This is a genomic window from Bradyrhizobium sp. STM 3557, assembly GCF_045571465.1.
Taxonomy (GTDB): Bacteria; Pseudomonadota; Alphaproteobacteria; order Rhizobiales; family Xanthobacteraceae; genus Bradyrhizobium.
Genome location: NZ_CP120697.1, coordinates 734,162 through 756,079 on the forward strand (window position 1 = coordinate 734,162; position 21,918 = coordinate 756,079).

A 21,918-nucleotide genomic window follows, 5' to 3' on the forward strand; every position below is an offset into this window, starting at 1 on the left:
CCGATGACAGGCTCCGCGACGAAGCAATCCAGAATCTTGACGCGGCGGCACTCTGGATTGCTTCGCTTTGCTCGCAATGACGGGGACAGAGCGTCGATCACTCTCATCACTCCGCCGCCGTCAGATGATGCACTTTGCCTGCGATCTCCTGCGGCACCGGCGCGGCCCAGGGCGCGCCGCGGCGGCGCTTGACGTCGACCTCCATCCAGTAGAGCTCCCAGCCCTGGCTCGGACCGATGCCGTCCATCGTCGCCGGTCCCTGAATGCTCTTGGCGGTCGCCTCGTCGAGGAACAGCATCGGCGGCTCGCCGGCCAAAACCTTCTCGATCTCAGCCCGCAGCAGGCGGCGATATTGCACGATCGCCTTGTCGCTCTGGCCGAGATGTTCCCTGGTGCGATCCTGGATCGGCCCCATCGACTCCACCGCCCACTGATCGTGCACGTTGATGTCGTTGCCCATGCCGGTATAGGTCGCGGTCGCCTGCTCCTGCGGATCGAAGCCGTAATCGTTCGCCTTGTTCTTGCGTGACTTGTAGTCCGGCAGCTCATAAAGCTCGAGACGCTGGTCACGCATCTTCTGCTTGTCGACCGGCGCCGAGTAGCTGGTGAAGATCGCGTACCAGTAGCAGTTCTCGTCATCGACCGGCACATGCCACTGCGTGATCGTCATCTCCGTGCTCATGGGAATGACGAAGCCGTGCGGGAACAGCTGGTTGGTGACGCGCACATGGGTGCGCGCCTCATCGATCTCACGCAGCGCGATCAGCCGCAGCCCATATTCGGTGTGCTCGACATTGATGATCGGCCGATCATAGTCGCGCAGGATCTTGGTCATCGGCAGGTCTGATCCGGCCGAGGCGCCGCGAAACTGCTTGCCATAGGCTTTCGACGTATCCTCGTCCTCGAAGAAGCGATGCAGATAGGAGGCGTGCGCCGGATCGATGCCGACCTCCAGCGCCTGCAGCCAGTTGCAGGCCATGTGGCCCTTGAACGCGAAGGTGTGGCTGCCGGGTGCGACGAAGCAGTCGATCTCCGGAAAGGCCGGCGGGGCGCCTTCGCCGAGATAGGCCCAGAGGATGCCGCTCTTCTCGACCACTGGGTAGGACACCTGCTTGATGCCCTGGCACAGTTTCGAGCCCGCAGGCTCCGCCGGCGTCTCGATGCATTGCCCCGTGACGTCGAACAGCCAGCCATGGAAGGCACAGCGCAATCCGCCATTCTCGAGGCGTCCGAAGGCGAGATCGGCGCCGCGATGCGCGCAATGCCGCTCGATCAGGCCATAGCGACCCTGCTCGTCGCGAAACAGCACCAGATTCTCGCCGAGCAGTCTGACCGGCCGCACTGGCCGCTCGCCCTGCAATTCGTCCACCAGCGCCGCCGGCTGCCAGTACTTCCGCATCAAGCGTCCGCAGGGGTCCTTCGGCCCGGTGCGGGTGATCAGGTCGTTCTGCTCCTGGCTCATCATGGCGCGCGATCTCCCTGCGGCGATTTTGTTCGCCTATTGAACGAATGGGCGAATTATGACAAGCGTTCTCAAAGCCGGTCAAGCCGGATTTCGCGGCAGGGTAGATCAGGATCAGTGCAGTGCCGAAGCTGAAACGGGACGACGGCAACGAGCGCTCGACGGATGTGGTCGAAAGTCTCGACCGCGGCCTGCGGCTGCTGCAGGCGTTCGGCGGCGCCGGCGGCGCCATGACGTTGAGCGACGTGGCGCGGATCGCCGATCTGCCGCGCGCGACCGCGCGGCGTATTCTCTTCACGCTGCAGCGTGGCGGCTTCGTTGACAGCGACGGCAAGCTGTTCTGGCTGACGCCGCAGGTGCTGACCTTGGCCGCCTCGTATCTGCGCTCCAACCAGCTCGTCACTGTGCTGCAGCCGGTGCTCGACGAGATCTCGGTCGTCGCCCAGGAGATCAGCTCTCTCGCAGTGCTCGACGGCGACGATGTCGTGTTCATTGCGCGCGCCAGCCCGACCCGCATCTTCACCGGCGGCGTCGATATTGGCTATCGGCTTCCTGCCTTCTGTACGGCCGTCGGCCGCGCGCTGCTCGGCCGGCTTGGTGACGCCGAATTGAAGGCGAAACTCGGCGCGATGCGGCGCGAGGCGCTGACGCCGCAGACAGTGACCGATCCGAAGCGATTGCTCGCTGCCATCATTGCCGATCGCGAACGCGGCTACGCGCTGGTCGATCGCGAGGCCGAGCCGCATTTCCGTTCGATAGCCGTCCCGGTGCGGCGCTATGACGATACCATCGTCGCGGCGATCAATATCGGCGCCCATGTCGATCGCATCTCGACCGACGCGATGATCAAGTGCTTCCTGCCGCTGCTGCGGGACGGCGCCGCGCAGGTGCGGTCGCAACTGCTCTGATGAGGCGCGTTCAGAACGGCGCGCGCTTCAGCGCCGCCGAGATCGCCTCGAAGCTGGTGAGGATGTGCGGCAGCACCAGCGTTCGCACGGTGCCGATCACCGTCAGGCTGATGAGCAGCACGATCGTATATTGCGCGGTCAGGACCAGCGCCAGCGGCCGCAGCACGCGACGCCAGATGCAGCGTCGCGGCCTCTCGATCACATCCGGCTCGGAGGCGATCATCTCCGCTGATGGCGCGATGTCCTGACGCGGTAACGAAGCGTCCGACATCGTGTATCAATGTCCGGACAGGAGCTGATCGAGGCGGGCGCGCAGCAGCCTGTTGGTGCGCTCGCCGGCGCGCAGCCTGCGTGCCAGGTCGAGGGACACGATCTCGGGCGTCTGCGGCGTGTCGGCAAAGACAAGGCCGGCCTCCTGATGGCCGCGCCAGACCAGGCGCGCGCGGCACGCGAGGTCGCGCCGCTCGATGCTGAAATCCAGGTAGTCCGGGAGCAGCGGCGAGCCTTCGAACTCGATCCTGGCGCCGCCGTCGCTGAAATTGCGCACGATGCAGGCAAAGGTCGACCGCCGCGCGTTGAACGCCAGCACGCCGCCATAATAGACGCGGTTGCGGACCATGCGTCGTCGGTCCTGCATGACACACTCTCCGTTGCTGTTAACGGACATTAGGCAATCGGAGCGTGCGGCGCTAGCGGTGGTGGTATGGAGATGACGCCGGTGGTTAACGCGCCTCGGCTTTGTGCACTGCAAAAAAATCTTAGCAGTCTTTTTGAGTTCCGACGCTTTAACTTAATAGGCCCCTCTAAAGCATCATTTGAGCCATCGAGCCCCGCGGCTTTACTCTTTATGCGGGTTGTGGTATCAATTGATCCAAATGTGGAGCGAGATGCTTGTCAATCGACGATCAAGTGCGAAGACGCTTATGCGAATTTGCGCGTTCGCGCCGAACGCGGACCCGCGCCTTCCACCGAGATCGTCCCTGCGACTGGCGTGCGACTGGGATGACAGATCCGCGCACCGGAGAGGTTTTTACTGAAGATGGCGCGTGGGAGTACCTCGCGGCCCATTTGGAGGCCGGCGTTTTGGTCGAAGTGATCGAACTCGAGGTTCCTGCTGGAAAGAAGGGATATGTGATGCTGTTGCCTTCACACGATCCACACTGCCGAATCTACGTCAAGCTGCAGTTGGGTGCTGACACCGTCATCGGGCGCAGCTTTCACTATTCAGTCACTGTTCGCCGAGGAGAGCGCGATGAAAAGTAACGTTCTATCGTTTTGCGCAACTGAACCTCGCGTTTGTCCAATGTGCGGCTCAAGTGCAGCCCGCATGCACTACGAAGTAGAGTCATTCATCTATGGTGTCGGCGAAGATCAAGTCACCTTAAGCGCAAGCGTGCCAGTAATTCGATGTGAGTCATGCGGCATCGAAGTTACGGATGGGGCAGCAGAGGAAATTCGGCACGCGACAATTTGTCGGCATTTGGGTCGACTAGCTCCGGATGAGATTAGAGCGATTCGTGAGCAATACAATCTCACCCAGCAGGAGTGGGCGAAGAGGTCGCGTTTGGGTCTGGCATCTGTAAAGCGATGGGAGTCGGGCAATCAGATTCAGAATGATGCAATGGACTGCTATCTGCGATTGCTCGCAATTCCCTCAAACTTTGAAATTATCTCGGCATTAGGGGCAGTCCGAGCGCCGGACGAAATTCGCTTCCGGATGCAGCTTCCAGAAGATGCATTTGCGGCAGCCTCGCTGTTTCAACTGAGAAAAGCTAGCTAGGTACATCTATGCACATCGTGACCTTCTATTCGTACAACGGCGGCGTGGGCCGCACGATGGCGTTAGTGAACGCGGCGGCTGTCTTAGCGCAGCGAGGGCGTAAAGTGCTAATCGTGGACTTTGATCTAGAGGCGCCTGGTATCTCTACTTATGCTCCCTTTGCTGGCCTAGCAGACGCAAAAGGAGTGGTTGAGTATGTCTCTGAGTACATGGCGACTTCCACGGCGCCCTGCGCGGAAGAATTTATTGTTCAATCTACTTTGGGAAATGCAAGTATATGGGTTATGCCTGCGGGAAAGAGAAATCGTGAATATGCTAGTCGTTTGGTTTCAATTGACTGGCAGTCGCTGTATTCTCGACAGAGCGGGTTTTTGTTCTTTGAGGATTTAAAACTTCAATGGAAGTCGCTGAAATTTGACTATGTGCTGATCGACAGCAGGACTGGCCATACTGATGTTGGTGGCATTTGTACTAGGCACTTGCCGAACTCAGTTGTTGTTATGTTTTTCCCAAACGATCAAAATCTAATCGGGCTCGAAAGTGTCGTAAGGGATATTCGGGAGGAGCAGAGAGGGCCGCGCCGCGCCAATATCAGTCTGCTTTTTTGTGCTTCCAATGTGCCAGACTTGGATGATGAGGATCATATTCTTGAGCGCAAACTCGACGAAGCGAAGAAAATTTTGGGTTATCGAGACGCGCCCAGTATAGTGCGCCATTACAATAGTCTTACGCTGTTGGAGCAGTCATTGTTTGTGCTGGATAGGCCAGAATCTAGACTTGCGGCTGAATATAAAAGCTTGGTCGACAAGATCGTTTCACAAAATTTCGAAGATATTGATGGAGCAATAGCCGAGTTGCGTAAAATGCGCGACGGTCTTCGGCAGCGTCCGCCAGCAGATGAGGAATATGAATCTATTTCGGTGAAGTTGGCTGAGATTGAGAAGCTTCATCCTGCAAACGGTCGGATTGCTTGGCTAATGGCTCAAATCTTTAGTTTTCTTGGCGACCTGGACGCTGAGAGTCGTAGTTTGACCACGGCCATTGAGGCTGGAGTTAATGTGCAAACCGCTCGACGGAGAAGAGCCGCAATCGCGCGTCTAGAGAGTCGGTCTGACGACGCGTTGATTGATTTGCGCGCCATTTTGGCGGGTGAGAATTCGTCTCCCTATGATGTCGTTGCAGCCGTCGAATTGCTTCGTGAGTTCGATCCGGATTGGATTGAAGCGGTAGCGAGGTCTCCCGCGCTCAAGACTCTCGAGGGGTCTCGGCTGATTAGATTGGCGGAAATATTGTTGAGTGACGGGAGAGGAGTGTCGCTTGTTGTCCAGCTAATGCAAGAGCTCTTTCAGATTTCTCAAGATGCTCGCGTTCGGCGGCAAGCTAAATTGCACTTAGTTCTCGCGCTGATAAGCTCAAGGCAATTTGAGCGTGCGATGAAAGAGATTGCTTCTAATCGCGAGGATGTTCTTCGCTCGGAGAATGTTGTGGATGTCTTCAATTTCGCGATGGCGGAATGGGGGCACACTGGAAAATCCCCTTATGATCTCATGCAGGCGGTTGTTTTGCTTTCCGCGGGCGATGATCCTAATACGGTCAACCGTAGGCAGTGTCTTGCGTTAGCTCAGTATGTGGCCGGAAATGTTTCGGCTGCAAAACAACATATTCGGCTAGCGCTCGAACTGAATGAGCATGTCAGAGGGCGAGAGTTTAGTTGCTGGCGCTATTTGGAGGTTTCGCGCAAAGACATGCGGTCAGATTTGATCGCGTTGAATCGTTATGTGAGTGGGGAAGGCCCCGGTCCGTCAGTACTTGCTGAAACGGAGGAGAGCCCAGACTTGTTTCGAAACTGAGCAGATGATGGTATATAGTGTCTGGGCTGTGTTCTAAGAATTTTTCTTAGGTAGAAGGTCATCCCCGCGCAAAAATCTTCGCGTCGGCTTTCAACACCGGCTTCACCGCGTCGGCGAGCCGGGCGGCGGCGGCGTCGACCGAAAGTCCCGCGGTATCCACCATCGCGTTGGCGCGGGTGTAGAGCGGCTCGCGGCTCACCAGGATGTTGCGCAGCTCCGCCATCGCCGAGCGATCGTCGGCCATCGGACGGAGGTCGCCCTGTCGGCGCACGCGCGCCATGTGCTCCTCGGGCTCGGCCTTGAGCCAGATCGTGTAGAAGGATTTCAGGATCAGGTCGTAAGTGACGGGCTCGGAGACGATGCCGCCGCCAGTCGCCAGCACCATCAGCTCCTTGCGTGCGAGCAGCTGCGCCAGCGCCGCCTGCTCCATGCGGCGAAAGCCTTCCTGGCCGTAGAGATTGATGATCTCGGCGACCTCGAGGCCGTTCTGCCGCTCGATCTCCTTGTTGAGTTCGACGAAGCTCCAGCCGATCCGCTCCGCCAGCATCTTGCCAAGGGTCGATTTGCCGGCGCCGCGCAGGCCGATCAGCGCGATGCCCGAGAAGGCGCGGCGCAGCGGCGCCGAGGCTCCATCGGAGAGGATCGCCTTGGCCTGGGCGATCTTCTCAGGCGTTGCCTTCCGCAGGAGGTCACGGATCACGGGCCAGTCGGGCTGCTGCTCGTTGCCGGGAACGATGTCCTCGAGGGGCGCGCCCATCGCGTTCGCCACCCGCCGCAGCAGGACGATCGAGACATTGCCCTTGCCGCCTTCGAGCTGGGCGATATAGCGCTCGGAAATCCCCGACACCTTGGCGAGCACCTTGCGCGACATGCCGCGCAGCGCGCGCATGGTGCGCACGCGCTGGCCGAGCCGTTCGAGAAAGCCGGTCTCGGCATCGGACGGGTCGGCGGTCTCCTGCGCGGCATCGCTGTCGTGTGTCATGTCCCGGAACGAAATTGAGCTGTCACGGAAACATAGTGCCGGGGAGGATTGACAGCAAGCACGCGTGGTGACCATTCTATGAATTATAATTCAAAAATCTGAGGAGGAAACGCAGTGGCGAGCTACAATGCGGTGACATGGTTGCTGGACCGCAATGTCGAGGCCGGGCGCGGCGACAAGCTCGCCTATACCGACACGGTCACTGAGCTGACCTATCGCGCACTCCAGCAACAGACTTGCCGGGTCGCCAACATGCTGCGCCGGCTCGGCGTTCGCCGCGAGGAGCGCGTGGCGATGATCATGCTGGACACGGTCGATTTCCCTGCCGTGTTTCTGGGAGCGATGCGCGCCGGCATCGTCCCGGTGCCGCTGAACACACTGCTGACCGCGGATCAATACGCCTACGTGCTGGCGGACTGCCGCGCCCGCGTGCTGTTCGTCTCCGAGGCGCTCTTTCCGGTCGTGAAGGACATCGTCGGGCGTATGCCCGATCTCGATTGCGTCGTCGTGTCCGGTGCAAACGCGTTCGGCCACAAGCTGCTCTCGGAAGAGCTCGCGCGCGAGAGCGATCAGTTCGCCACAGTGGCGACGCATGAAGACGAGCCGGCATTCTGGCTCTATTCGTCCGGCTCGACCGGCATGCCCAAGGGGGTGCGCCATGCCCACGCCAATCTCGCCGCCACCGCCGACACCTATGCCAGCCAAGTGCTCGGCATTCGCGAGGACGATGTCTGCCTGTCGGCCGCCAAGCTGTTTTTCGCCTATGGCCTTGGCAACGCGCTGACGTTCCCTCTCTCCGTCGGCGCCACGACCGTGCTCAATACGGAGCGGCCGACACCGGCCAGCATGTTCAAGCTGCTGAACCGCTATAACCCGACCATCTTCTACGGCGTGCCGACGCTGTTCGCGGCGATGCTGAACGATGAAGCGATGAAAAATGAACGCGCGGGCACGCGTCTGCGCATCTGCACCTCGGCCGGCGAAGCGCTGCCGGAATCGGTCGGCAATGCGTGGAAAGCGCGCTTCGGTGTCGACATTCTCGATGGCGTCGGCTCGACCGAGCTGTTGCACATCTTCCTGTCCAACGCGCCCGGCGATATCAAATACGGTTCCTCCGGGCGGCCGGTGCCCGGCTATCAGGTGCGGCTGGTCAATGAGGCGGGGCAGGATGTCGCCGATGGCGAGATCGGCGAGATGGTGGTGCATGCGCCGTCGGCCGGCGACGGTTATTGGAATCAGCGCCACAAGAGCCGCGCCACCTTCGAGGGCTATTGGACCCGCACCGGAGACAAATACATCCGCGATGCCGATGGTCGTTACACCATCTGCGGCCGCTCCGATGACATGTTCAAGGTGTCCGGCATCTGGGTGTCGCCATTCGAGGTCGAGAGCGCGCTGATCACCCATCCCTCCGTATTGGAAGCGGCCGTGGTGCCGGAGGCCGATCCGGAGGGGCTGCTCAAGCCGAAGGCGTTCGTGGTGCTGCGCCCTGCCGCCGAGAGGCTCAACCTGCAGGACGCGCTGAAGGAACACGTCAAGCAGAAGATCGGCCCATGGAAATATCCGCGCTGGATCGAGGTGGTGGAGAGCCTGCCCAAGACCGCGACCGGCAAGATCCAGCGCTTCAAGCTGCGCGAGGGCGCAAGTCACTAGTTGCCGTCACGAGTAGTTGCCGTCATGGCCGTTATGAAGCAAATCATTGCAGCGAATTCCGCTCGGTTCTCTCCCCCACGCAACCGGGGTTTACCCCGGTTGCGCATGGTTATTTTGCGCAAGTCGGGCAGGCCCAACTTGCGGTGGGGGAGAGATAGAGAGGGGGGTACCGCGGGCTCCGGCGTGCGTGGCTCACCCCCCTCCCTGGCCCTCCCCCACAAGGGGAGAGGGAACGACGGAGCAAGGAGTGCGGGCGCGCGGCACATGGAGCAGCGCGGGCGGAGATCGGCATGATCCTGGCTCCCACCGGCTTCCTCGCCGTCGACGGCGCCGAACTCGAATATCGGCTGATCGGCCCGCAGCCGTCGGATGCGCCGTGCATTGTGATGCTGCATGAGGGCCTCGGCTCCGTCGGCCTGTGGGGCGATTTTCCCGACAGGCTGCAACAGGCGACCGGCGCCTCCGTCTTGGTCTACTCCCGCGCGGGTTACGGCGCATCGTCACCGGTGAGCCTGCCGCGGCCGCTCGACTACATGCAGCGCGAGGCGCGCGAGGTGCTGCCGAAGCTGCTCGATTCCATCGGCTTCCGCGAGGGCCTTCTCGTCGGTCATTCCGACGGCGCTTCCATCGCGGCGCTCTATGCCGGCGGTCACCAGGACCATCGCCTCCGTGGCGTAGTGCTGATCGCGCCGCACGTGATCGTCGAGGATATCTCGGTTGCGTCGATCGCCGACATCAAGACCGCCTATGAGACGTCGGAGCTGAGGACAAAGCTCGCGCGCTGGCACGAGGACGTCGACAACGCCTTCTACGGCTGGAACGGCGCCTGGCTCGATCCGAAATTTCGTGCCTGGGACATCACCGATGCGCTCGCTTATATCCGCGTGCCGGTCGCGGTGATCCAGGGCATGGCCGACCAATACGGCACCGCGCGTCAGGTCGAGATCATCAGGGATGAGTGCTACTGCCCGGTCGAGGTGACGATGCTGCCGGGCGTTGGCCATTCGCCGCATCGCGAGGCCGGTGAGGCCACGCTGAAGATCATTGCGGATTTCGCCGGCGCCACGCTGCCGGCTGCCGCCTCTGCATGAAGCAAAGTGCACATTTTCGTGTTTCGGGATAGACGTACCCTAAAACATGAATTATTGTGCATGAAAACGATAAGCGTTCCAAGCTCAAGGGTGGCCCATGGCCGGGGAAGACCGCGTGCTCGCGGGAGGCAAGACCTTCATCGATTTCCAGACCGATCCATCGCGCTATCGGCACTGGAAGCTCGCCGTGGACGGCGAGATCGCGACCCTGACGATGGACGTCGATGAGAACGGCGGCCTGTTCGAGGGCTACCAGCTCAAGCTCAATTCCTATGATCTCGGCGTCGATATCGAGCTGGCCGATGCCGTGCAGCGGCTGCGCTTCGAGCACCCCGCCGTCAAGGTGGTCGTGCTTCGCTCGGCGAAACCCCGCGTGTTCTGCGCCGGCGCCAACATCCGCATGCTGGCCGGCGCCACCCACGCGCACAAGGTCAATTTCTGCAAGTTCACCAACGAGACCCGCAACGGCTTCGAGGATTCCAGCGAGAATAGTGGCCAGCGCTTCATCACGGTGGTGAGCGGCACCGCGGCCGGCGGCGGCTATGAGCTGGCGCTCGCCACCGATCACATCATCCTTGCCGATGACGGCGCCTCCTCGGTGGCACTGCCGGAGGTGCCGCTGCTCGCCGTGCTGCCGGGCACCGGCGGGCTGACGCGCGTGGTGGACAAGCGCAAGGTGCGCCGCGACCGCGCCGACGTGTTCTGCACCACAGAAGAAGGCATCAAGGGCAAGCGCGCCCTCGCCTGGCGCCTGGTCGACGAGATCGCGCCGAATAGCAAGGTCGATGCCAGGGTCGCCGAGCGTGCGAAAGAGTTTGCCGCGTCGTCGAAGCGTAATGGCAACGGCAAGGGCGTCCAGCTCACGCCGCTGTCGCGCACCATCGACGACAGCAGCGTGCGGTATGGCTTCGTTAATGTCGACATCGACCGCGCCGCGCGCATCGCCACCATCACGATCTCAGCGCCCGAGACCGGCGCGCCGGCCGATATCGATGGCATGATCGCCCAAGGCGCCTCGTTCTGGCCGCTGCAGGTCGCGCGCGAGCTCGACGATGCGATCCTGCATTTGCGCATCAACGAGCTCGAGATCGCGCTGCTCGTCTTCAAGTCGCATGGCGAGCGCGCGCATGTGCTGAGCCACGATGACTTCCTCGAGGCCAACAAGGCACATTGGCTGGTCAACGAGATCAGGCATTATTGGAAGCGCGTGCTGAAGCGCATCGACGTCACCTCGCGCACGCTGGTGACCCTGGTCGAGCCCGGCTCCTGCTTTGCCGGCACGCTCGCCGAGCTCGTGTTCGCCGCCGACCGTTCGTACATGCTGATCGGCACCATTGAGGGCGACAACCGCCCGCCGCCGGCCATCGCATTGTCGGCGATGAATTTCGGTCCCTATCCGATGAGCCATGGCCTGACGCGGCTGGAATCGCGCTTCCAGGCCGATCCATCCGATCTGGATCGCGTGCGCGACAAGCTCGGCGAGGCGATCGAGGCCGAGGACGCCGAAAAGCTCGGCCTCGTCACCTTTGCCTTGGATGACATCGACTGGAACGACGAGGTCCGCGTGTTCCTGGAGGAGCGCGCGAGCTTCTCGCCCGACAGCCTCACCGGCATGGAAGCCAATCTGCGCTTCACCGGGCCGGAGACCATGGAATCGAAGATCTTCGCGCGGCTCACCGCCTGGCAGAACTGGATCTTCCAGCGGCCCAACGCGGTCGGCGACGATGGCGCGCTGAGGCGCTACGGCACGGGACAGAAGCCGCGTTTCGATATGACGAGAGTATAGCGAATAGGGAGTAGCGAATAGGGAATAGGGAAGGGCGAACGGACGATCTCCATTCGCCACTCGCCATTCGCTATTCGCCGGCCAAGGAGCACGGCGATGAATATGAACATCATGAACGTCGACTATTCGACCAAGATTCCGAACAACGTGAATCTGGCCGAGGACAGGCAAGTGCTGAAGGCGCTGGAGGGCTGGCATCCCGGCTATGTCGACTGGTGGAACGACATGGGCCCCGACGGCTTCCAGCAGTCGCTGGTGTATCTGCGCACCGCCTATTCGGTCGATCCGCGCGGCTGGGCCAAGTTCGACTATGTGAGGATGCCGGACTATCGCTGGGGCATCTTGCTGGCGCCGCAGGAGGAGAACCGCAAGATCCCGTTCGGCGAGCATTATGGCGAGCCGGCCTGGCAGGAGGTGCCTGGCGAATACCGCGCGCTGATGCGCCGCCTGATCGTGATCCAGGGCGACACCGAGCCGGCCTCGGTCGAGCAGCAGCGCCACCTCGGCAAGACCGCGCCCTCGCTCTACGACATGCGCAATCTGTTCCAGGTCAACGTCGAGGAGGGCCGCCATCTCTGGGCGATGGTGTACCTGCTGCAGAAATATTTCGGCCGCGACGGCCGCGAGGAGGCCGATGAGCTGCTGCGCCGCCGCTCCGGCGACGAGGATTCGCCGCGCATGTTAGGTGCCTTCAACGAGAAGACGCCGGACTGGCTGTCCTTCTTCATGTTCACCTATTTCACCGATCGCGACGGCAAGATGCAGCTGCACAGCCTCGCGCAGTCCGGCTTCGATCCGCTGTCGCGCACCTGCCGCTTCATGCTGACCGAGGAAGCGCACCACATGTTCGTCGGCGAGACCGGCATCACCCGCGTGGTCCAGCGCACCGTTGACGCGATGCGCGCGGCCGGCATCGACGATCCCACCGATATCGCACGCGTGCGCGCGCTCGGCGTCATCGACCTGCCGACCATCCAGAAGAAGCTGAACCTGCATTATACGCTGTCGCTCGACCTGTTCGGCTCGGAGGTCTCGACCAACGCGGCGAATGCCTTCAACGCCGGCATCAAGGGCCGTTACCACGAGACCCAGATCGACGACGATCATCAGCTGAAGAACTCGACCTATCCGGTGCTCAAGCTGGTCGACGGCGAGATCAAGCGGGTCGACGAGCCGGCTCTGACCGCGCTCAACATGCGCCTGCGCGACGACTACACGCAGGATTGCGTGAAGGGTCTGCTGCGCTGGAACAAGGTGATCTCCACCGCCGGCTACGACTTCAAGCTGAGCCTGCCGCACACGGCCTTCCACCGCGCGATCGGCGAGTTCAAGGACGTGCATGCGACGCCGGAGGGGCTGTTGATCGACGACGCGACCTGGACCAAGCGCCGCGACGACTGGCTGCCGTCCAAGGCCGATGGCGAGTTCATCGCCTCGCTGATGAAGCCGGTCACCGAGATCGGCGCGTTCGCCTCCTGGATCGCGCCGCCGAAGGTCGGCATCGACAACAAGCCCGGCGACTTCGAGTATGTGAAGATCGAGTCGTAGTGCTGGACCTTCGCTTGCACTGATGCGCCGACACCGAAGCTGTCATCACCCGCGAAGGCGGGTGATCCAGTAAACGCAAACGTTCGTTGTTTAAATGCTGTGCCCGTTACCCGGGCCGCGGCGTACTGGATACCGCTTTCGCGGGTATGACAGTTGAACAAGGCGCGGGCAGCGCGGCATTCATCAATATCCAAAGGAGAGGCTACGCCGCATTGACCGGCCGAAAGCCGCTCCACATTATAGTTGCAGCGTCTCCCTCGATGGGAGGACGCTTTCTCTCGTCCGTCATGACAGGTTTGCCGGCGGTGTGACGCGTCACACAAATGCACGGCCGCCCGGCGGTGCATCACGCGTCCGCCGCAGCATCACCGACGCGGCCCTCTCGGCGCGGCGACTCTCAGACGGATTCTCCATGACAGATTTCGGATCATTCCTGCTGCTCAGCGCAGCCGTGTTCTCCGGCGCCTTCGTCTCCCTTCTTGCCGGCTTCGCCTTCTCGGCCGTGGCCGGCGGCATCCTGCTGCACATCCTGCAGCCGATCGAAGCCGTGCCGCTGATGATGTCCTGCAGCGTCGGCGTGCAGGCGACCAGCCTGTGGGCCATGCGCAGGAACATCCAGTGGCGGCAAAGCTTGGTGCTGGTGATCGGCGGCCTGCTGGGCGTTCCGATCGCGCTGTGGCTGCTGCATACGGCCGATACGCCTTCCGCGAAGGTTTTGGGCTCGTCGTCGCCGTTTATGCGGCCTATGCTGTTCCGGCCTGGCATGCGCGTCATCCAGGAGGTCAGGCACGGCATCAGTGCGCTGATCGGCTTTGGCGGCGGCCTGATCGGCGGCTTGACCGCGATGCCCGGCGCGCTGCCGACCATCTGGTGCGACCTGCATGGCATGCCGAAAAGCGAGCAGCGTGCGATGGTTCAGCCCTTCATCGCCGTGATGCAGATCTTCGCGCTGGCGCTGATGGTGATGCGGCACGATCTGGCCGCGAAAGTTGCGCTCGACTTTGCGCTGTCGATCCCGGCGCTGCTGGCGGGAACAGGGCTCGGCATCCTGGCATTCCGGCGCGTCAACGAGGTCGTGTTCCGGTGCGTCATCCTTGCGGTGCTGATGTTGTCCGGCGTGCTGCTGCTGCTCTGAGACGCGCGAGACGAAAGATCTCTCGACGGGCCGAGATCGCAATTTCGGCCACGATCGCGTCGATATGTCATGCGCCCAAATCACCGGGATGATGTGATGTTCGATTGGATCAGGAAGCGCCTGCGGCCAGCCGAGGCCGATGACCCCTACACGCAATTCGTGCGCGAGTTCATGGCGGAATGCCAGCGACAAAATCTGGTGGCCAGGCGCTATGATCACGAGACGGGAAGCTTCGCCTTTGCCGGGGATGACGGCTCGCAGATCTCCGCGTTCACACGCAATACGTTCGGGGAGTGGCTGCGCCGGGACCCGGCCGGCCGCGCCGATCTGATCGCCCGGTTCGTGCGGTCGCTGCGCGAGACGCCGAGCCATGATGCGTTTTCGGCTGAGACTCTTCCGGATGAGTTGATGCCGGGCATCCGCCCTCGGGCCCTTGTCAGCAACATGATGATCCGCAACTGGATCTCGGGAGGTCCAGGCGACGACAGCCGCGGGGTGGCGTTTCTACCCTTTGCGGCCGATCTCGTCGTCTGCGCGTTGCGCGATCAGGCCGACAGCATGTCGCTAATGACGCGTGAAAGACTTGCTGATGCCGGTCTGTCGATCGCGCAGGCGATACGGCTTGGGATCGCAAACTTTCGCGCAAGGCTGCCGGCACCGGTTTTCGAACCGCTCGGGGATGGGCTGTTCGGCTGCGCCAACCTTGAAGACCATCAATCGGCGCTGTTGCTGCTGAGGCCAGGCCAGGACTATCCGCTGCCGCCGATTCATGGCGCGCCGATCGTCACGGTGCCGGGCCGTAATGTGTTCTATCTGACTGGAACGCAAAATCCTGCTGGTGTCGCCAGGTTGTTGGATATCGCGAGCAGCGCCGCGGAACTGCCGCATGCCTGCTCGCCCTCGCTGCTGCAGTGGAACGATGAGCGCTGGATCGAGGAACCGCTCGCGGATCAAAGGCTCGAGTGGCGCCGGCGCGAGATCCTGCAACATCAGCTGGCGGCCGACTACCATGAGCAGAAGCAGCTGCTCGACCAGTATCACGATCAGCAGGGCCGGGATGTTTTTGTCGCCAGCGTGATGCTCTATCGCGCCAAGGTTTCGCGCGCGACGTTCAGTGTCGCCACGCTGCCGTCGGGCACTACGGGCACTTTGCTCCCGCGCGCTGACCGGCTCGTGTTCGTCAAGCCGGCGGCGGGGGCCACTCAAAAGGTCGATGACATGGCCGACGTCAGCTGGCCGGATGCGATCAGCATGGTCGGCCATCTGTTCGCGCCGGTGCCGCATCTTTATCCGCCGCGGTTCCGCGCGTTGGGCTTTCCTGACGCGGAGGCCTGGTCCCGATTGAAGGCCGTTGCCCGCTAGCGGGTTTCTTCCGGGAATGGCGTCACGCTGCGTCGACGCGACGAAAGCCGTTCCACATCGCGGTTGCGGCCCCGGAGGTCAGGACGGGGAGCACGCGCGCGTCCTGGTAATGGCCGTTGAGCGAGACGCGCGGCAGCGCGGTCGGATGCGCGGCATTCTCGGCGAAGATCATGCCTGGCCGGGTGGTCACCGCGGTTTTGAAGCCGGCCGCGGCGGCCAGCAGGAATTCGCGGGCACCGGCGGCCGCGCGGTCACCATACGGATAGGCCATGTGCAGGATCGGCCGCTGCAACTCGGCCTCGATCCGGGCGCGGCTGTCGGCGATCTCGCGGCGCGCGATCTCCTGGCTCTGTCTGGCGAGATTGCAATGACTGAGCGTATGCGCGCCGATCGTGATCAGCGGCTCGGACTGAAGCTGCTTCAGCTCGTCCCATGACAGGCACAGTTCGGGGCAGATCGCCGCCTCGTCGACGTCGTGGCGCGCGCAGAGTGCGCTCATCTCGCGGCGCAGATCATGTTCCGGCAGGCCGCGCAGCCAGCCGTGCAGCCGCTGGAACGCGTTGCATTTCTCCGCGGAGGTCGCCGTACCGAGCCGTGTCGCCGCGCCGCCGATCTCGACCTCGATGTGATCAGCGCCCGCGATCACCCGCTCCAGCGCGATCCACCACAACCGGCCGCGACCTTCGGCAAATTCGCTGGTGACGAAAATGGTGAACGGCGCGTCGAACTCGCGCATGACAGGTAGCGCGAAATCTCTGTTGTCACGATAACCGTCATCGAAGGTGAAGCAGGCGAAGCGGCGGCCAGCGTCACGCTCGACCAGCCGCCGGTGCAATTCGTCCAACCCGATGATCTCGATGTCGTGGGCGCGCAGATGCGCCAGCAGCTCGCGCAGGAAGGCCGGCGTGACTTCCAGATGGGCGTTGGGCTGAAAGCAGTCCTCGCGCTGCGGCCTAACGTTGTGCAGCGTGAAGATGGCGCCGAGTCCGGAGAAGATCGGCCGCAGCCAGTAATGCGCCCCACTGAAATAAAGCGCGTCGAGACCGGCGCGGATAAATGTCTTGCGAAAGCGCTTCATCTCGAAATGACGGCCCGGTTAGGGTGTAGAAGATTACCGGGGAATCGTTGAAGAAACTGTTATCCGGACCAATGGCCGCAGCGAATGGGGGCCTTCTATTTCCGGTTTGACAGGCCCGCAAGGGTTTGTTTTCTCTCTGCTTCCTGACCGAACGGGATGACGAATGCGTGGACTTTTCAGGTGGAGCGGGAAATGGTGGCCAGGAGTCATCCCGTTGCTCGTGTTGTGGGGATTGGCTGCCTGGAGCAGCACCGCACCCCTGGAGAATGATCTCGCCGGCCGCAGTTCTGCCGCACTCAAGGATTCCGTCCTCGACAAGGCCAACGTGATTGTCGACGGCCGCGACGTCACTGTTCGTGCCGAAGCCTTTTCAGAGGCCGGCCGCAGCACCGCGGTCGGCGCCGTTGCCGCCGTGCCCGGCGTCCGGCTGGTCGATGACGAGACGCGTCTGGCGCCGGAAGCCAAGCCGTTCGTCTGGTCCGCCGAGCGCGACGTCGTCAGGGTGACGCTTGGTGGTAACGCGCCGCTGCCGGCCGTGAAGGGCAAGCTCGTGGAGGCCGCGCGCGACGCGCTCAATGGCGTCGAGGTGGCTGACCAGATGGCGCTCGCGCGTGGCGCGCCGGCGCATTTCGAGGATGCGGCGCTGCTGTTGATCGGCCAGATCGGCAAGTTGAAAGACGGCAAGTTCACCATCTCGGATGGCGAGGTCACGCTGTCGGGCATGGCGCGCGAGCTCGGCGGCCGCGAGGCGATCGCGGCCGCGCTGAAGAAGCTGCCCGAGGGTTTCAAGGTCGCCGGCAACGAGGTCCAGGCGCCGCCCTATATCCTGCAGGCCTACAAGGATCCGGTTGCCGTCACCGTGACGCTGTCCGGTAACGTGCCCGACGAAAATATCCATGCCGTGATCGCCGGCGCCTCTTCGCGCAAATTCTTCGACGAGAAGGTGGTCGACAATCTCAAGACCTCGATCGGCGCGCCCGCGGGCTTCGTCAACGCGGTGGTGCCGGCACTCGGCGCGCTGTCACGGCTGTCGACCGGCACGCTTGTGGTCTCCGATCGCGAGATCAAGCTGTCGGGCGACGCGCTCTACGATGCGGCGGCCGCGCAAATCCGCACCGCGCTGCCAAAGGACGTGCCGCAGGGCTGGCAGGTCAAGGCCGAGATCTCGGTGAAGCCGCAAGCTGCCCCGGTCGACCCGACCGTCTGCCAGCAGTTGTTCTCAGACCTGCTCGCGAAGGGCACCATTCGCTTCGAGACCGGCCGCGCCGATATCGACCGCGACTCCGCCGGCCTGCTTGATCGGCTGGTCGAGATCGCGATGCGCTGTCCGACCGCGACCATCGAAGTCGCCGGCCACACCGATGCCGTTGGCGAGGAGCCGGCAAACCAGGCTCTGTCGGAGAAGCGGGCGCAGGCAGTGATCGGTTATCTCGTGCAGGCCGGCTTGCCCGCGGAGCGTTTCACGGCGGTCGGTTACGGCTCGACCCAGCCGCTTGCCTCCAACGACACCAGCGACGGCCGTGCCCAGAACCGCCGTATCGAGTTTCTGGTGAGGTGATCTAAGATGGCGTTTCTGATCGCGTTTCACTGGGGCTGGCTGCTCGGCGCGCTCGCCCTTGGCTTTGCGATGGGGTGGGTGGCGGTGGTCCACCGTGCGCCCGGCGTGCCGCGACCGGGGATATGGCTGCTGGCGGCCCTGGCGGTGCTGCTCGTGGCGGCCGCGCTCACCAATTTGATTCCAGGCCGTGCGGGCTACTGGCTCGAACTGCTGCTCATGATGTTCGTGCCTTATCTGGCGGGCTGCGCCGTCGGCTCCTGGCTGCGCGCCTGGGTGGTATTCCGCAGCATGCGCGCCAAATCGCTGGGTTGATACTTTTGGCTGAGTCTTTGGACATCGGCGTGGTCTAGTGCGACACCATGCCGCTGGCGTGCTGCCCTCGCTCGCCATCACGTCGCGGACAGATCGATCTCTGAGAGATCGCGCATGGCATCGACCACGACGACGAGGCGGCGTGCGGCTGGGTCGATGTCGCGACGAGCCGGTCCCATTTTGCGGAAATCCGCGATTGCAAAGATTTTTGTCGTCCCGACCAGGCGAGCGAGTGGATCGAGCTGAAGACGAGCTGTTTCCGCAAAAATAGTGTCGTCCCGGTCAGGTGCCCAATTGCGCGCCGAGAACGCCGGGACCCATAACCAACCACCGTCGCTCGTGAGGAGACGAGCTCTTGCTCGAGTGCTCTTGAACCGCACCGACGGTGGCTATGGATCCCGGGTCGCGCTCGCTGCGGACAACGCTTCGCGTTGCCGCGAGCTCGCTTGCCCGGGACGACACGCGAGGATGAGGACGCAGCCTCCCTCAGCGCGCCACCAAGGTCGTTGCCTGCAAACACGTTGCAGCTCCATGCGCCACGGCGGACGCCGGTCGTATCGCATCGCACGCGGCGGTGAGTTTACGTGACGGCAGCCAAGGCACACGGATTGTTGACCATTTTGCGCGGCTGGCAAATGCGCGGGGCGAGATTATCCTTTACGCACGGGCTGCAAGACGGCGCTTCCTTTTGCGCCTCTTCAGAACTGGAGATTGCAGCTTCCACGGTCGCAAATGGCCTCGCTCCCCCTGAAAATCCCGGCTTTCCGCACCCCTCATAGAAGTTTAACTTGCCGCGCACAGGCTGGTCGGGCAGGGACGCCTCAAGCCTTGCGACAAAACGGTGCATCCCGCTTCCCGAATGCCTCCTAAGTATATTGTATGTGTATGTTTTTTATTCACACGCGGCGAGTTCCACAACGGCTCGAAACGCGCTACGAGGTCATTGCGTTGACGGAATGGCGCGGCGGCGTCATCGGCTCGCCCTGCCCTCGAGGGTCCCGGCATGGTAGAGGTGTAGATGCTTGAAGCGATCCGCGGAGCGGCCACGTTCCTGCGTCAGAAGCAGGTCCTGCATAAGCTGGGAGTCGCCGTCAGCGTCACGGTCATCGCGATCGCATGCTACGTGCTCTATCACATGCTCCGCGGCATCGACACCGGGGAGGTCGTCGAGGCCATCAAGAGCACGGAAGTTTACCAGATCGCGCTCGCCGCCTTGTTCGTCGCGGCCGGCTACTTCACCCTCACCTTCTATGATCTGTTCGCGGTGCGCGCGATCGGTCACAGCCATATTCCCTACCGCATCAACGCGCTCGCCGCCTTCACCAGCTACTCGATCGGCCACAATGTCGGCGCCAGCGTCTTCACCGGTGGCGCGGTGCGCTACCGGATCTATTCGGCGCGCGGCCTGAATGCGATCGACGTCGCCAAGATCTGCTTTCTCGCCGGACTGACCTTCTGGCTCGGCAATGCCGCGGTGCTCGGCCTTGGCATCGCCTACCATCCGGAGGCCGCGGCCTCGATCGATCAGTTGCCGCCCTGGGTCAACCGCACCCTCGCGATCGCGATCATCGTGGCCTTGGTCGCCTATGTGGTTTGGGTCTCGACACAGCCGCGCGTGGTCGGCCGGGGGCCCTGGACCGTGGTGCTCCCGGGAGGATCGCTGACCCTGCTGCAGATCGCCATCGGTATCCTCGATCTCGGCTTCTGCGCGCTCGCGATGTACGTGCTGGTTCCGGACGAGCCCAATCTCGGCTTTGTCGTGGTCGCCGTCATCTTCGTCTCGGCGACGCTGCTCGGCTTTGCCAGCCATTCGCCGGGAGGGCTCGGCGTGTTCGATGCCGCGATGCTGGTCGGCCTTTGGCAGATGGACCGCGAGGAACTGCTCGCGGGCATGCTGCTGTTCCGGATCTTGTACTATCTGGCACCTTTCGTCATATCTGTAATCTTATTGACGTTTCGGGAGGTTATCATCAGCGCCCGATCGAAACGGCTGCGGCAGGCGGCACTCAGCCTCGATCCGGGGCGGCCGGCTAAGGCCGCTTATGTGAGGGAGCGTGGCGATCCCGCCACCTGAGCAGCACAGGGGAGAAGAGGCAGCTCCGATGGCACTCGACGCTCCCACAACCTCGTCTTCCACCATGTTCGCCCCCTGGCCGGATCGGTTGCGTCATTCCGCCATCATCCTGCTCGCGGCGGCGCTGGTGCTCGGCCTCCTGGTCCTGTTCGACGAGCTGCTGCCGTTCCGGGCCCTCATCGCGTTCTTGTGCATTGCAGCAGCCGCCCTGGTGCCCTGGCGGCTGCACAGCGCGGCGGTCGCGCGCGAGGACGTCCGAGGCGCCAACCCGGTCGAAGCCCCGGCCGTCAGCGCACTCGTGGCCGGCATGCCCGACCCGGCGGTGCTGCTCGACCGCGCCGGTCGCGTCATTCATCTCAATGCCGCGGCGGCCCAGCTGGCGCCGGCGCTGCGCCGGAACGAGCTGGCCCAGTTCGCCTTGCGGTCGCCCGAGATCATCACCGCGCTGCGCGAAGCTATCGCCACCACCGAGCCGCGCCGCGCCACCTATCTCGATCACGTTCCGGTCGACCGCTGGATGGAACTTGTCATCACGCCGGTTCCAGTGCCGACGGCGTTCGGCGGCACCGACAAATGCATGCTGATGACGTTCCACGACCTGACGCCGCTGCGACGGGTCGAGGAGATGCGCGCCGACTTCGTCGCCAATGCCAGCCACGAGCTGCGCACGCCGCTGGCGGCGCTGTCCGGCTTCATCGATACGCTGCAGGGGCCCGCCAAGGATGATGCCAAAGCGCGCGAGCGCTTTCTCGGCATCATGCATGCCCAGGCCACCCGCATGGCCCGCCTGATCGATGATCTGCTGTCGCTGTCCCGGGTCGAACTGTCGGCCCATGTCCGGCCGGACACCTCGATCGACCTGATCCCAATCATCCGCCAGGTTGCCGACGGACTGGAACCGCTGGCGCGCGAGCGGCAGGTCGTGGTCGAGATCGACCTGCCGGACAGCCCGGTGACGATCGCCGGCGACCGCGAGGAGCTGCTGCGGCTGTTCGAGAACCTGATCGAGAACGCTCTGAAATATGGCGCCTCGGGCGGCCGGGTGATCGTCTCGCTGGCCGCTGCGGTTTCGGGCGAGGGCACCCCGGAGATCCGGGTCAAGGTGCGCGATTTCGGACCCGGCATCGCCCCGGAGCATCTGCCGCGCCTGACCGAGCGCTTCTACCGCGTCGACGTCGGCGACAGCCGCATGCAGGGCGGCACCGGGCTCGGCCTGTCCCTGGTGAAGCACATTCTCAATCGCCATCGCGGCCGGCTGCTGATCGAGAGCGTGCCCAAAAATGGGGCGGCGTTTACCGCCTGCTTTCCCCAGCAAAAACCCGGGGTTGCGAAATAAAAC

General features: G+C 62.8%; 19 protein-coding genes. 14 read left to right on the forward strand and 5 right to left on the reverse strand.

The window, feature by feature from the left end; genetic code table 11:
- Nucleotides 1–106 precede the first annotated feature (106 nt).
- Nucleotides 107–1,465, reverse strand: coding sequence for a Rieske 2Fe-2S domain-containing protein (locus tag P6U24_RS03400; protein ID WP_407157795.1), 1,359 nt, complete (start codon nucleotides 1,463–1,465; stop codon nucleotides 107–109).
- A 119-nt stretch (nucleotides 1,466–1,584) separates the two neighbouring features.
- On the opposite strand from P6U24_RS03400, the gene P6U24_RS03405 reads away from it, so the two are divergent.
- A complete protein-coding gene (locus P6U24_RS03405) occupies nucleotides 1,585–2,370 on the forward strand; it encodes an IclR family transcriptional regulator C-terminal domain-containing protein (RefSeq protein WP_407157796.1) in 786 nt (261 codons plus the stop codon).
- Between the two features lie 10 nt (nucleotides 2,371–2,380).
- On the opposite strand, the gene P6U24_RS03410 is transcribed toward P6U24_RS03405, so the two are convergent.
- Together P6U24_RS03410 and P6U24_RS03415 are read right to left on the reverse strand one after the other, a co-directional pair.
- Complete coding sequence (locus P6U24_RS03410) at nucleotides 2,381–2,641, reverse strand: hypothetical protein (protein WP_407157797.1); 261 nt, start codon at nucleotides 2,639–2,641, stop codon at nucleotides 2,381–2,383.
- Nucleotides 2,642–2,647: 6 nt separating this feature from the next.
- Nucleotides 2,648–3,007: a PilZ domain-containing protein gene (locus P6U24_RS03415; protein WP_407157798.1), complete on the reverse strand. Its 360-nt coding sequence runs from the start codon at nucleotides 3,005–3,007 to the stop codon at nucleotides 2,648–2,650.
- Between the two features lie 365 nt (nucleotides 3,008–3,372).
- Between P6U24_RS03415 and P6U24_RS03420 the strand changes: the two genes are divergently transcribed.
- Genes P6U24_RS03420 through P6U24_RS03430 form a run of 3 tightly spaced genes read left to right on the forward strand, consistent with a single transcriptional unit; the run spans nucleotide 3,373 to nucleotide 6,000 of the window.
- Nucleotides 3,373–3,633, forward strand: coding sequence for a hypothetical protein (locus P6U24_RS03420; RefSeq protein ID WP_407157799.1), 261 nt, complete (start codon nucleotides 3,373–3,375; stop codon nucleotides 3,631–3,633).
- Nucleotides 3,623–4,150 carry a helix-turn-helix domain-containing protein gene (locus P6U24_RS03425; RefSeq protein ID WP_407157800.1) on the forward strand — a complete coding sequence of 176 codons (528 nt, stop codon included), beginning with the start codon at nucleotides 3,623–3,625 and terminating at the stop codon, nucleotides 4,148–4,150. The genes P6U24_RS03420 and P6U24_RS03425 overlap by 11 nt, the downstream gene beginning before the upstream one ends.
- An 8-nt stretch (nucleotides 4,151–4,158) precedes the next feature.
- Nucleotides 4,159–6,000: a MinD/ParA family protein gene (locus P6U24_RS03430; RefSeq protein ID WP_407157801.1), complete on the forward strand. Its 1,842-nt coding sequence runs from the start codon at nucleotides 4,159–4,161 to the stop codon at nucleotides 5,998–6,000.
- A gap of 58 nt (nucleotides 6,001–6,058) precedes the next feature.
- On the opposite strand, the gene P6U24_RS03435 is transcribed toward P6U24_RS03430, so the two are convergent.
- Nucleotides 6,059–6,982, reverse strand: a complete 924-nt coding sequence (locus tag P6U24_RS03435; RefSeq protein ID WP_407157802.1) for a helix-turn-helix transcriptional regulator — start codon at nucleotides 6,980–6,982, stop codon at nucleotides 6,059–6,061.
- A gap of 132 nt (nucleotides 6,983–7,114) precedes the next feature.
- Between P6U24_RS03435 and P6U24_RS03440 the strand changes: the two genes are divergently transcribed.
- From P6U24_RS03440 to P6U24_RS03465, 6 genes are all read left to right on the forward strand, one after another.
- Nucleotides 7,115–8,635 (forward strand): benzoate-CoA ligase family protein, encoded by a 1,521-nt coding sequence (locus P6U24_RS03440; RefSeq protein ID WP_407160759.1) that lies wholly within the window; start codon nucleotides 7,115–7,117, stop codon nucleotides 8,633–8,635.
- 290 nt (nucleotides 8,636–8,925) lie between these two features.
- Nucleotides 8,926–9,726: an alpha/beta fold hydrolase gene (locus tag P6U24_RS03445; RefSeq protein WP_407157803.1), complete on the forward strand. Its 801-nt coding sequence runs from the start codon at nucleotides 8,926–8,928 to the stop codon at nucleotides 9,724–9,726.
- A 97-nt stretch (nucleotides 9,727–9,823) separates the two neighbouring features.
- Nucleotides 9,824–11,512, forward strand: a complete 1,689-nt coding sequence (gene boxC, locus P6U24_RS03450; protein ID WP_407157804.1) for a 2,3-epoxybenzoyl-CoA dihydrolase — start codon at nucleotides 9,824–9,826, stop codon at nucleotides 11,510–11,512.
- Between the two features lie 96 nt (nucleotides 11,513–11,608).
- On the forward strand, nucleotides 11,609–13,060 hold the full coding sequence (gene boxB / locus P6U24_RS03455; protein ID WP_407157805.1) for a benzoyl-CoA 2,3-epoxidase subunit BoxB: 1,452 nt from the start codon (nucleotides 11,609–11,611) through the stop codon (nucleotides 13,058–13,060).
- A gap of 412 nt (nucleotides 13,061–13,472) precedes the next feature.
- On the forward strand, nucleotides 13,473–14,195 hold the full coding sequence (locus tag P6U24_RS03460) for a sulfite exporter TauE/SafE family protein (protein ID WP_407157806.1): 723 nt from the start codon (nucleotides 13,473–13,475) through the stop codon (nucleotides 14,193–14,195).
- A 96-nt stretch (nucleotides 14,196–14,291) separates the two neighbouring features.
- Entirely contained in the window at nucleotides 14,292–15,557 is a 1,266-nt protein-coding gene (locus P6U24_RS03465; protein WP_407157807.1) for a hypothetical protein, read from the forward strand.
- Between the two features lie 22 nt (nucleotides 15,558–15,579).
- On the opposite strand, the gene P6U24_RS03470 is transcribed toward P6U24_RS03465, so the two are convergent.
- Entirely contained in the window at nucleotides 15,580–16,635 is a 1,056-nt protein-coding gene (locus P6U24_RS03470; RefSeq protein WP_407157808.1) for a polysaccharide deacetylase family protein, read from the reverse strand.
- A 163-nt stretch (nucleotides 16,636–16,798) separates the two neighbouring features.
- Here P6U24_RS03470 and P6U24_RS03475 point away from each other — a divergent pair, with 163 nt between their 5' ends.
- The 4 genes from P6U24_RS03475 (at nucleotide 16,799) to P6U24_RS03490 (ending at nucleotide 21,915) form a co-directional block, all read left to right on the forward strand.
- Nucleotides 16,799–18,193, forward strand: coding sequence for an OmpA family protein (locus tag P6U24_RS03475; RefSeq protein ID WP_407157809.1), 1,395 nt, complete (start codon nucleotides 16,799–16,801; stop codon nucleotides 18,191–18,193).
- Nucleotides 18,194–18,199: 6 nt separating this feature from the next.
- Nucleotides 18,200–18,505, forward strand: coding sequence for a hypothetical protein (locus P6U24_RS03480; protein WP_407157810.1), 306 nt, complete (start codon nucleotides 18,200–18,202; stop codon nucleotides 18,503–18,505).
- Between the two features lie 1,018 nt (nucleotides 18,506–19,523).
- Complete coding sequence (locus tag P6U24_RS03485) at nucleotides 19,524–20,579, forward strand: UPF0104 family protein (protein WP_407157811.1); 1,056 nt, start codon at nucleotides 19,524–19,526, stop codon at nucleotides 20,577–20,579.
- Between the two features lie 28 nt (nucleotides 20,580–20,607).
- Nucleotides 20,608–21,915, forward strand: coding sequence for an ATP-binding protein (locus P6U24_RS03490; RefSeq protein WP_407157812.1), 1,308 nt, complete (start codon nucleotides 20,608–20,610; stop codon nucleotides 21,913–21,915).
- The last annotated feature ends 3 nt before the right edge of the window (nucleotides 21,916–21,918 follow it).

What these genes read in the sequence shown, in the direction of transcription:
- P6U24_RS03425 (WP_407157800.1), top strand. Translation starts at nt 3,623, where the DNA reads ATGAAAAGTAACGTTCTATCGTTTTGCGCAACTGAACCTCGCGTTTGT.
- P6U24_RS03410 (WP_407157797.1), bottom strand. Translation starts at nt 2,641, where the DNA reads ATGTCGGACGCTTCGTTACCGCGTCAGGACATCGCGCCATCAGCGGAG.
- boxB (WP_407157805.1), top strand. Translation starts at nt 11,609, where the DNA reads ATGAATATGAACATCATGAACGTCGACTATTCGACCAAGATTCCGAAC.
- P6U24_RS03460 (WP_407157806.1), top strand. Translation starts at nt 13,473, where the DNA reads ATGACAGATTTCGGATCATTCCTGCTGCTCAGCGCAGCCGTGTTCTCC.
- P6U24_RS03475 (WP_407157809.1), top strand. Translation starts at nt 16,799, where the DNA reads ATGCGTGGACTTTTCAGGTGGAGCGGGAAATGGTGGCCAGGAGTCATC.
- boxC (WP_407157804.1), top strand. Translation starts at nt 9,824, where the DNA reads ATGGCCGGGGAAGACCGCGTGCTCGCGGGAGGCAAGACCTTCATCGAT.
- P6U24_RS03465 (WP_407157807.1), top strand. Translation starts at nt 14,292, where the DNA reads ATGTTCGATTGGATCAGGAAGCGCCTGCGGCCAGCCGAGGCCGATGAC.
- P6U24_RS03400 (WP_407157795.1), bottom strand. Translation starts at nt 1,465, where the DNA reads ATGATGAGCCAGGAGCAGAACGACCTGATCACCCGCACCGGGCCGAAG.
- P6U24_RS03420 (WP_407157799.1), top strand. Translation starts at nt 3,373, where the DNA reads ATGACAGATCCGCGCACCGGAGAGGTTTTTACTGAAGATGGCGCGTGG.
- P6U24_RS03435 (WP_407157802.1), bottom strand. Translation starts at nt 6,982, where the DNA reads ATGACACACGACAGCGATGCCGCGCAGGAGACCGCCGACCCGTCCGAT.
- P6U24_RS03415 (WP_407157798.1), bottom strand. Translation starts at nt 3,007, where the DNA reads ATGCAGGACCGACGACGCATGGTCCGCAACCGCGTCTATTATGGCGGC.
- P6U24_RS03480 (WP_407157810.1), top strand. Translation starts at nt 18,200, where the DNA reads ATGGCGTTTCTGATCGCGTTTCACTGGGGCTGGCTGCTCGGCGCGCTC.
- P6U24_RS03445 (WP_407157803.1), top strand. Translation starts at nt 8,926, where the DNA reads ATGATCCTGGCTCCCACCGGCTTCCTCGCCGTCGACGGCGCCGAACTC.
- P6U24_RS03485 (WP_407157811.1), top strand. Translation starts at nt 19,524, where the DNA reads ATGCTTGAAGCGATCCGCGGAGCGGCCACGTTCCTGCGTCAGAAGCAG.
- P6U24_RS03430 (WP_407157801.1), top strand. Translation starts at nt 4,159, where the DNA reads ATGCACATCGTGACCTTCTATTCGTACAACGGCGGCGTGGGCCGCACG.
- P6U24_RS03470 (WP_407157808.1), bottom strand. Translation starts at nt 16,635, where the DNA reads ATGAAGCGCTTTCGCAAGACATTTATCCGCGCCGGTCTCGACGCGCTT.
- P6U24_RS03490 (WP_407157812.1), top strand. Translation starts at nt 20,608, where the DNA reads ATGGCACTCGACGCTCCCACAACCTCGTCTTCCACCATGTTCGCCCCC.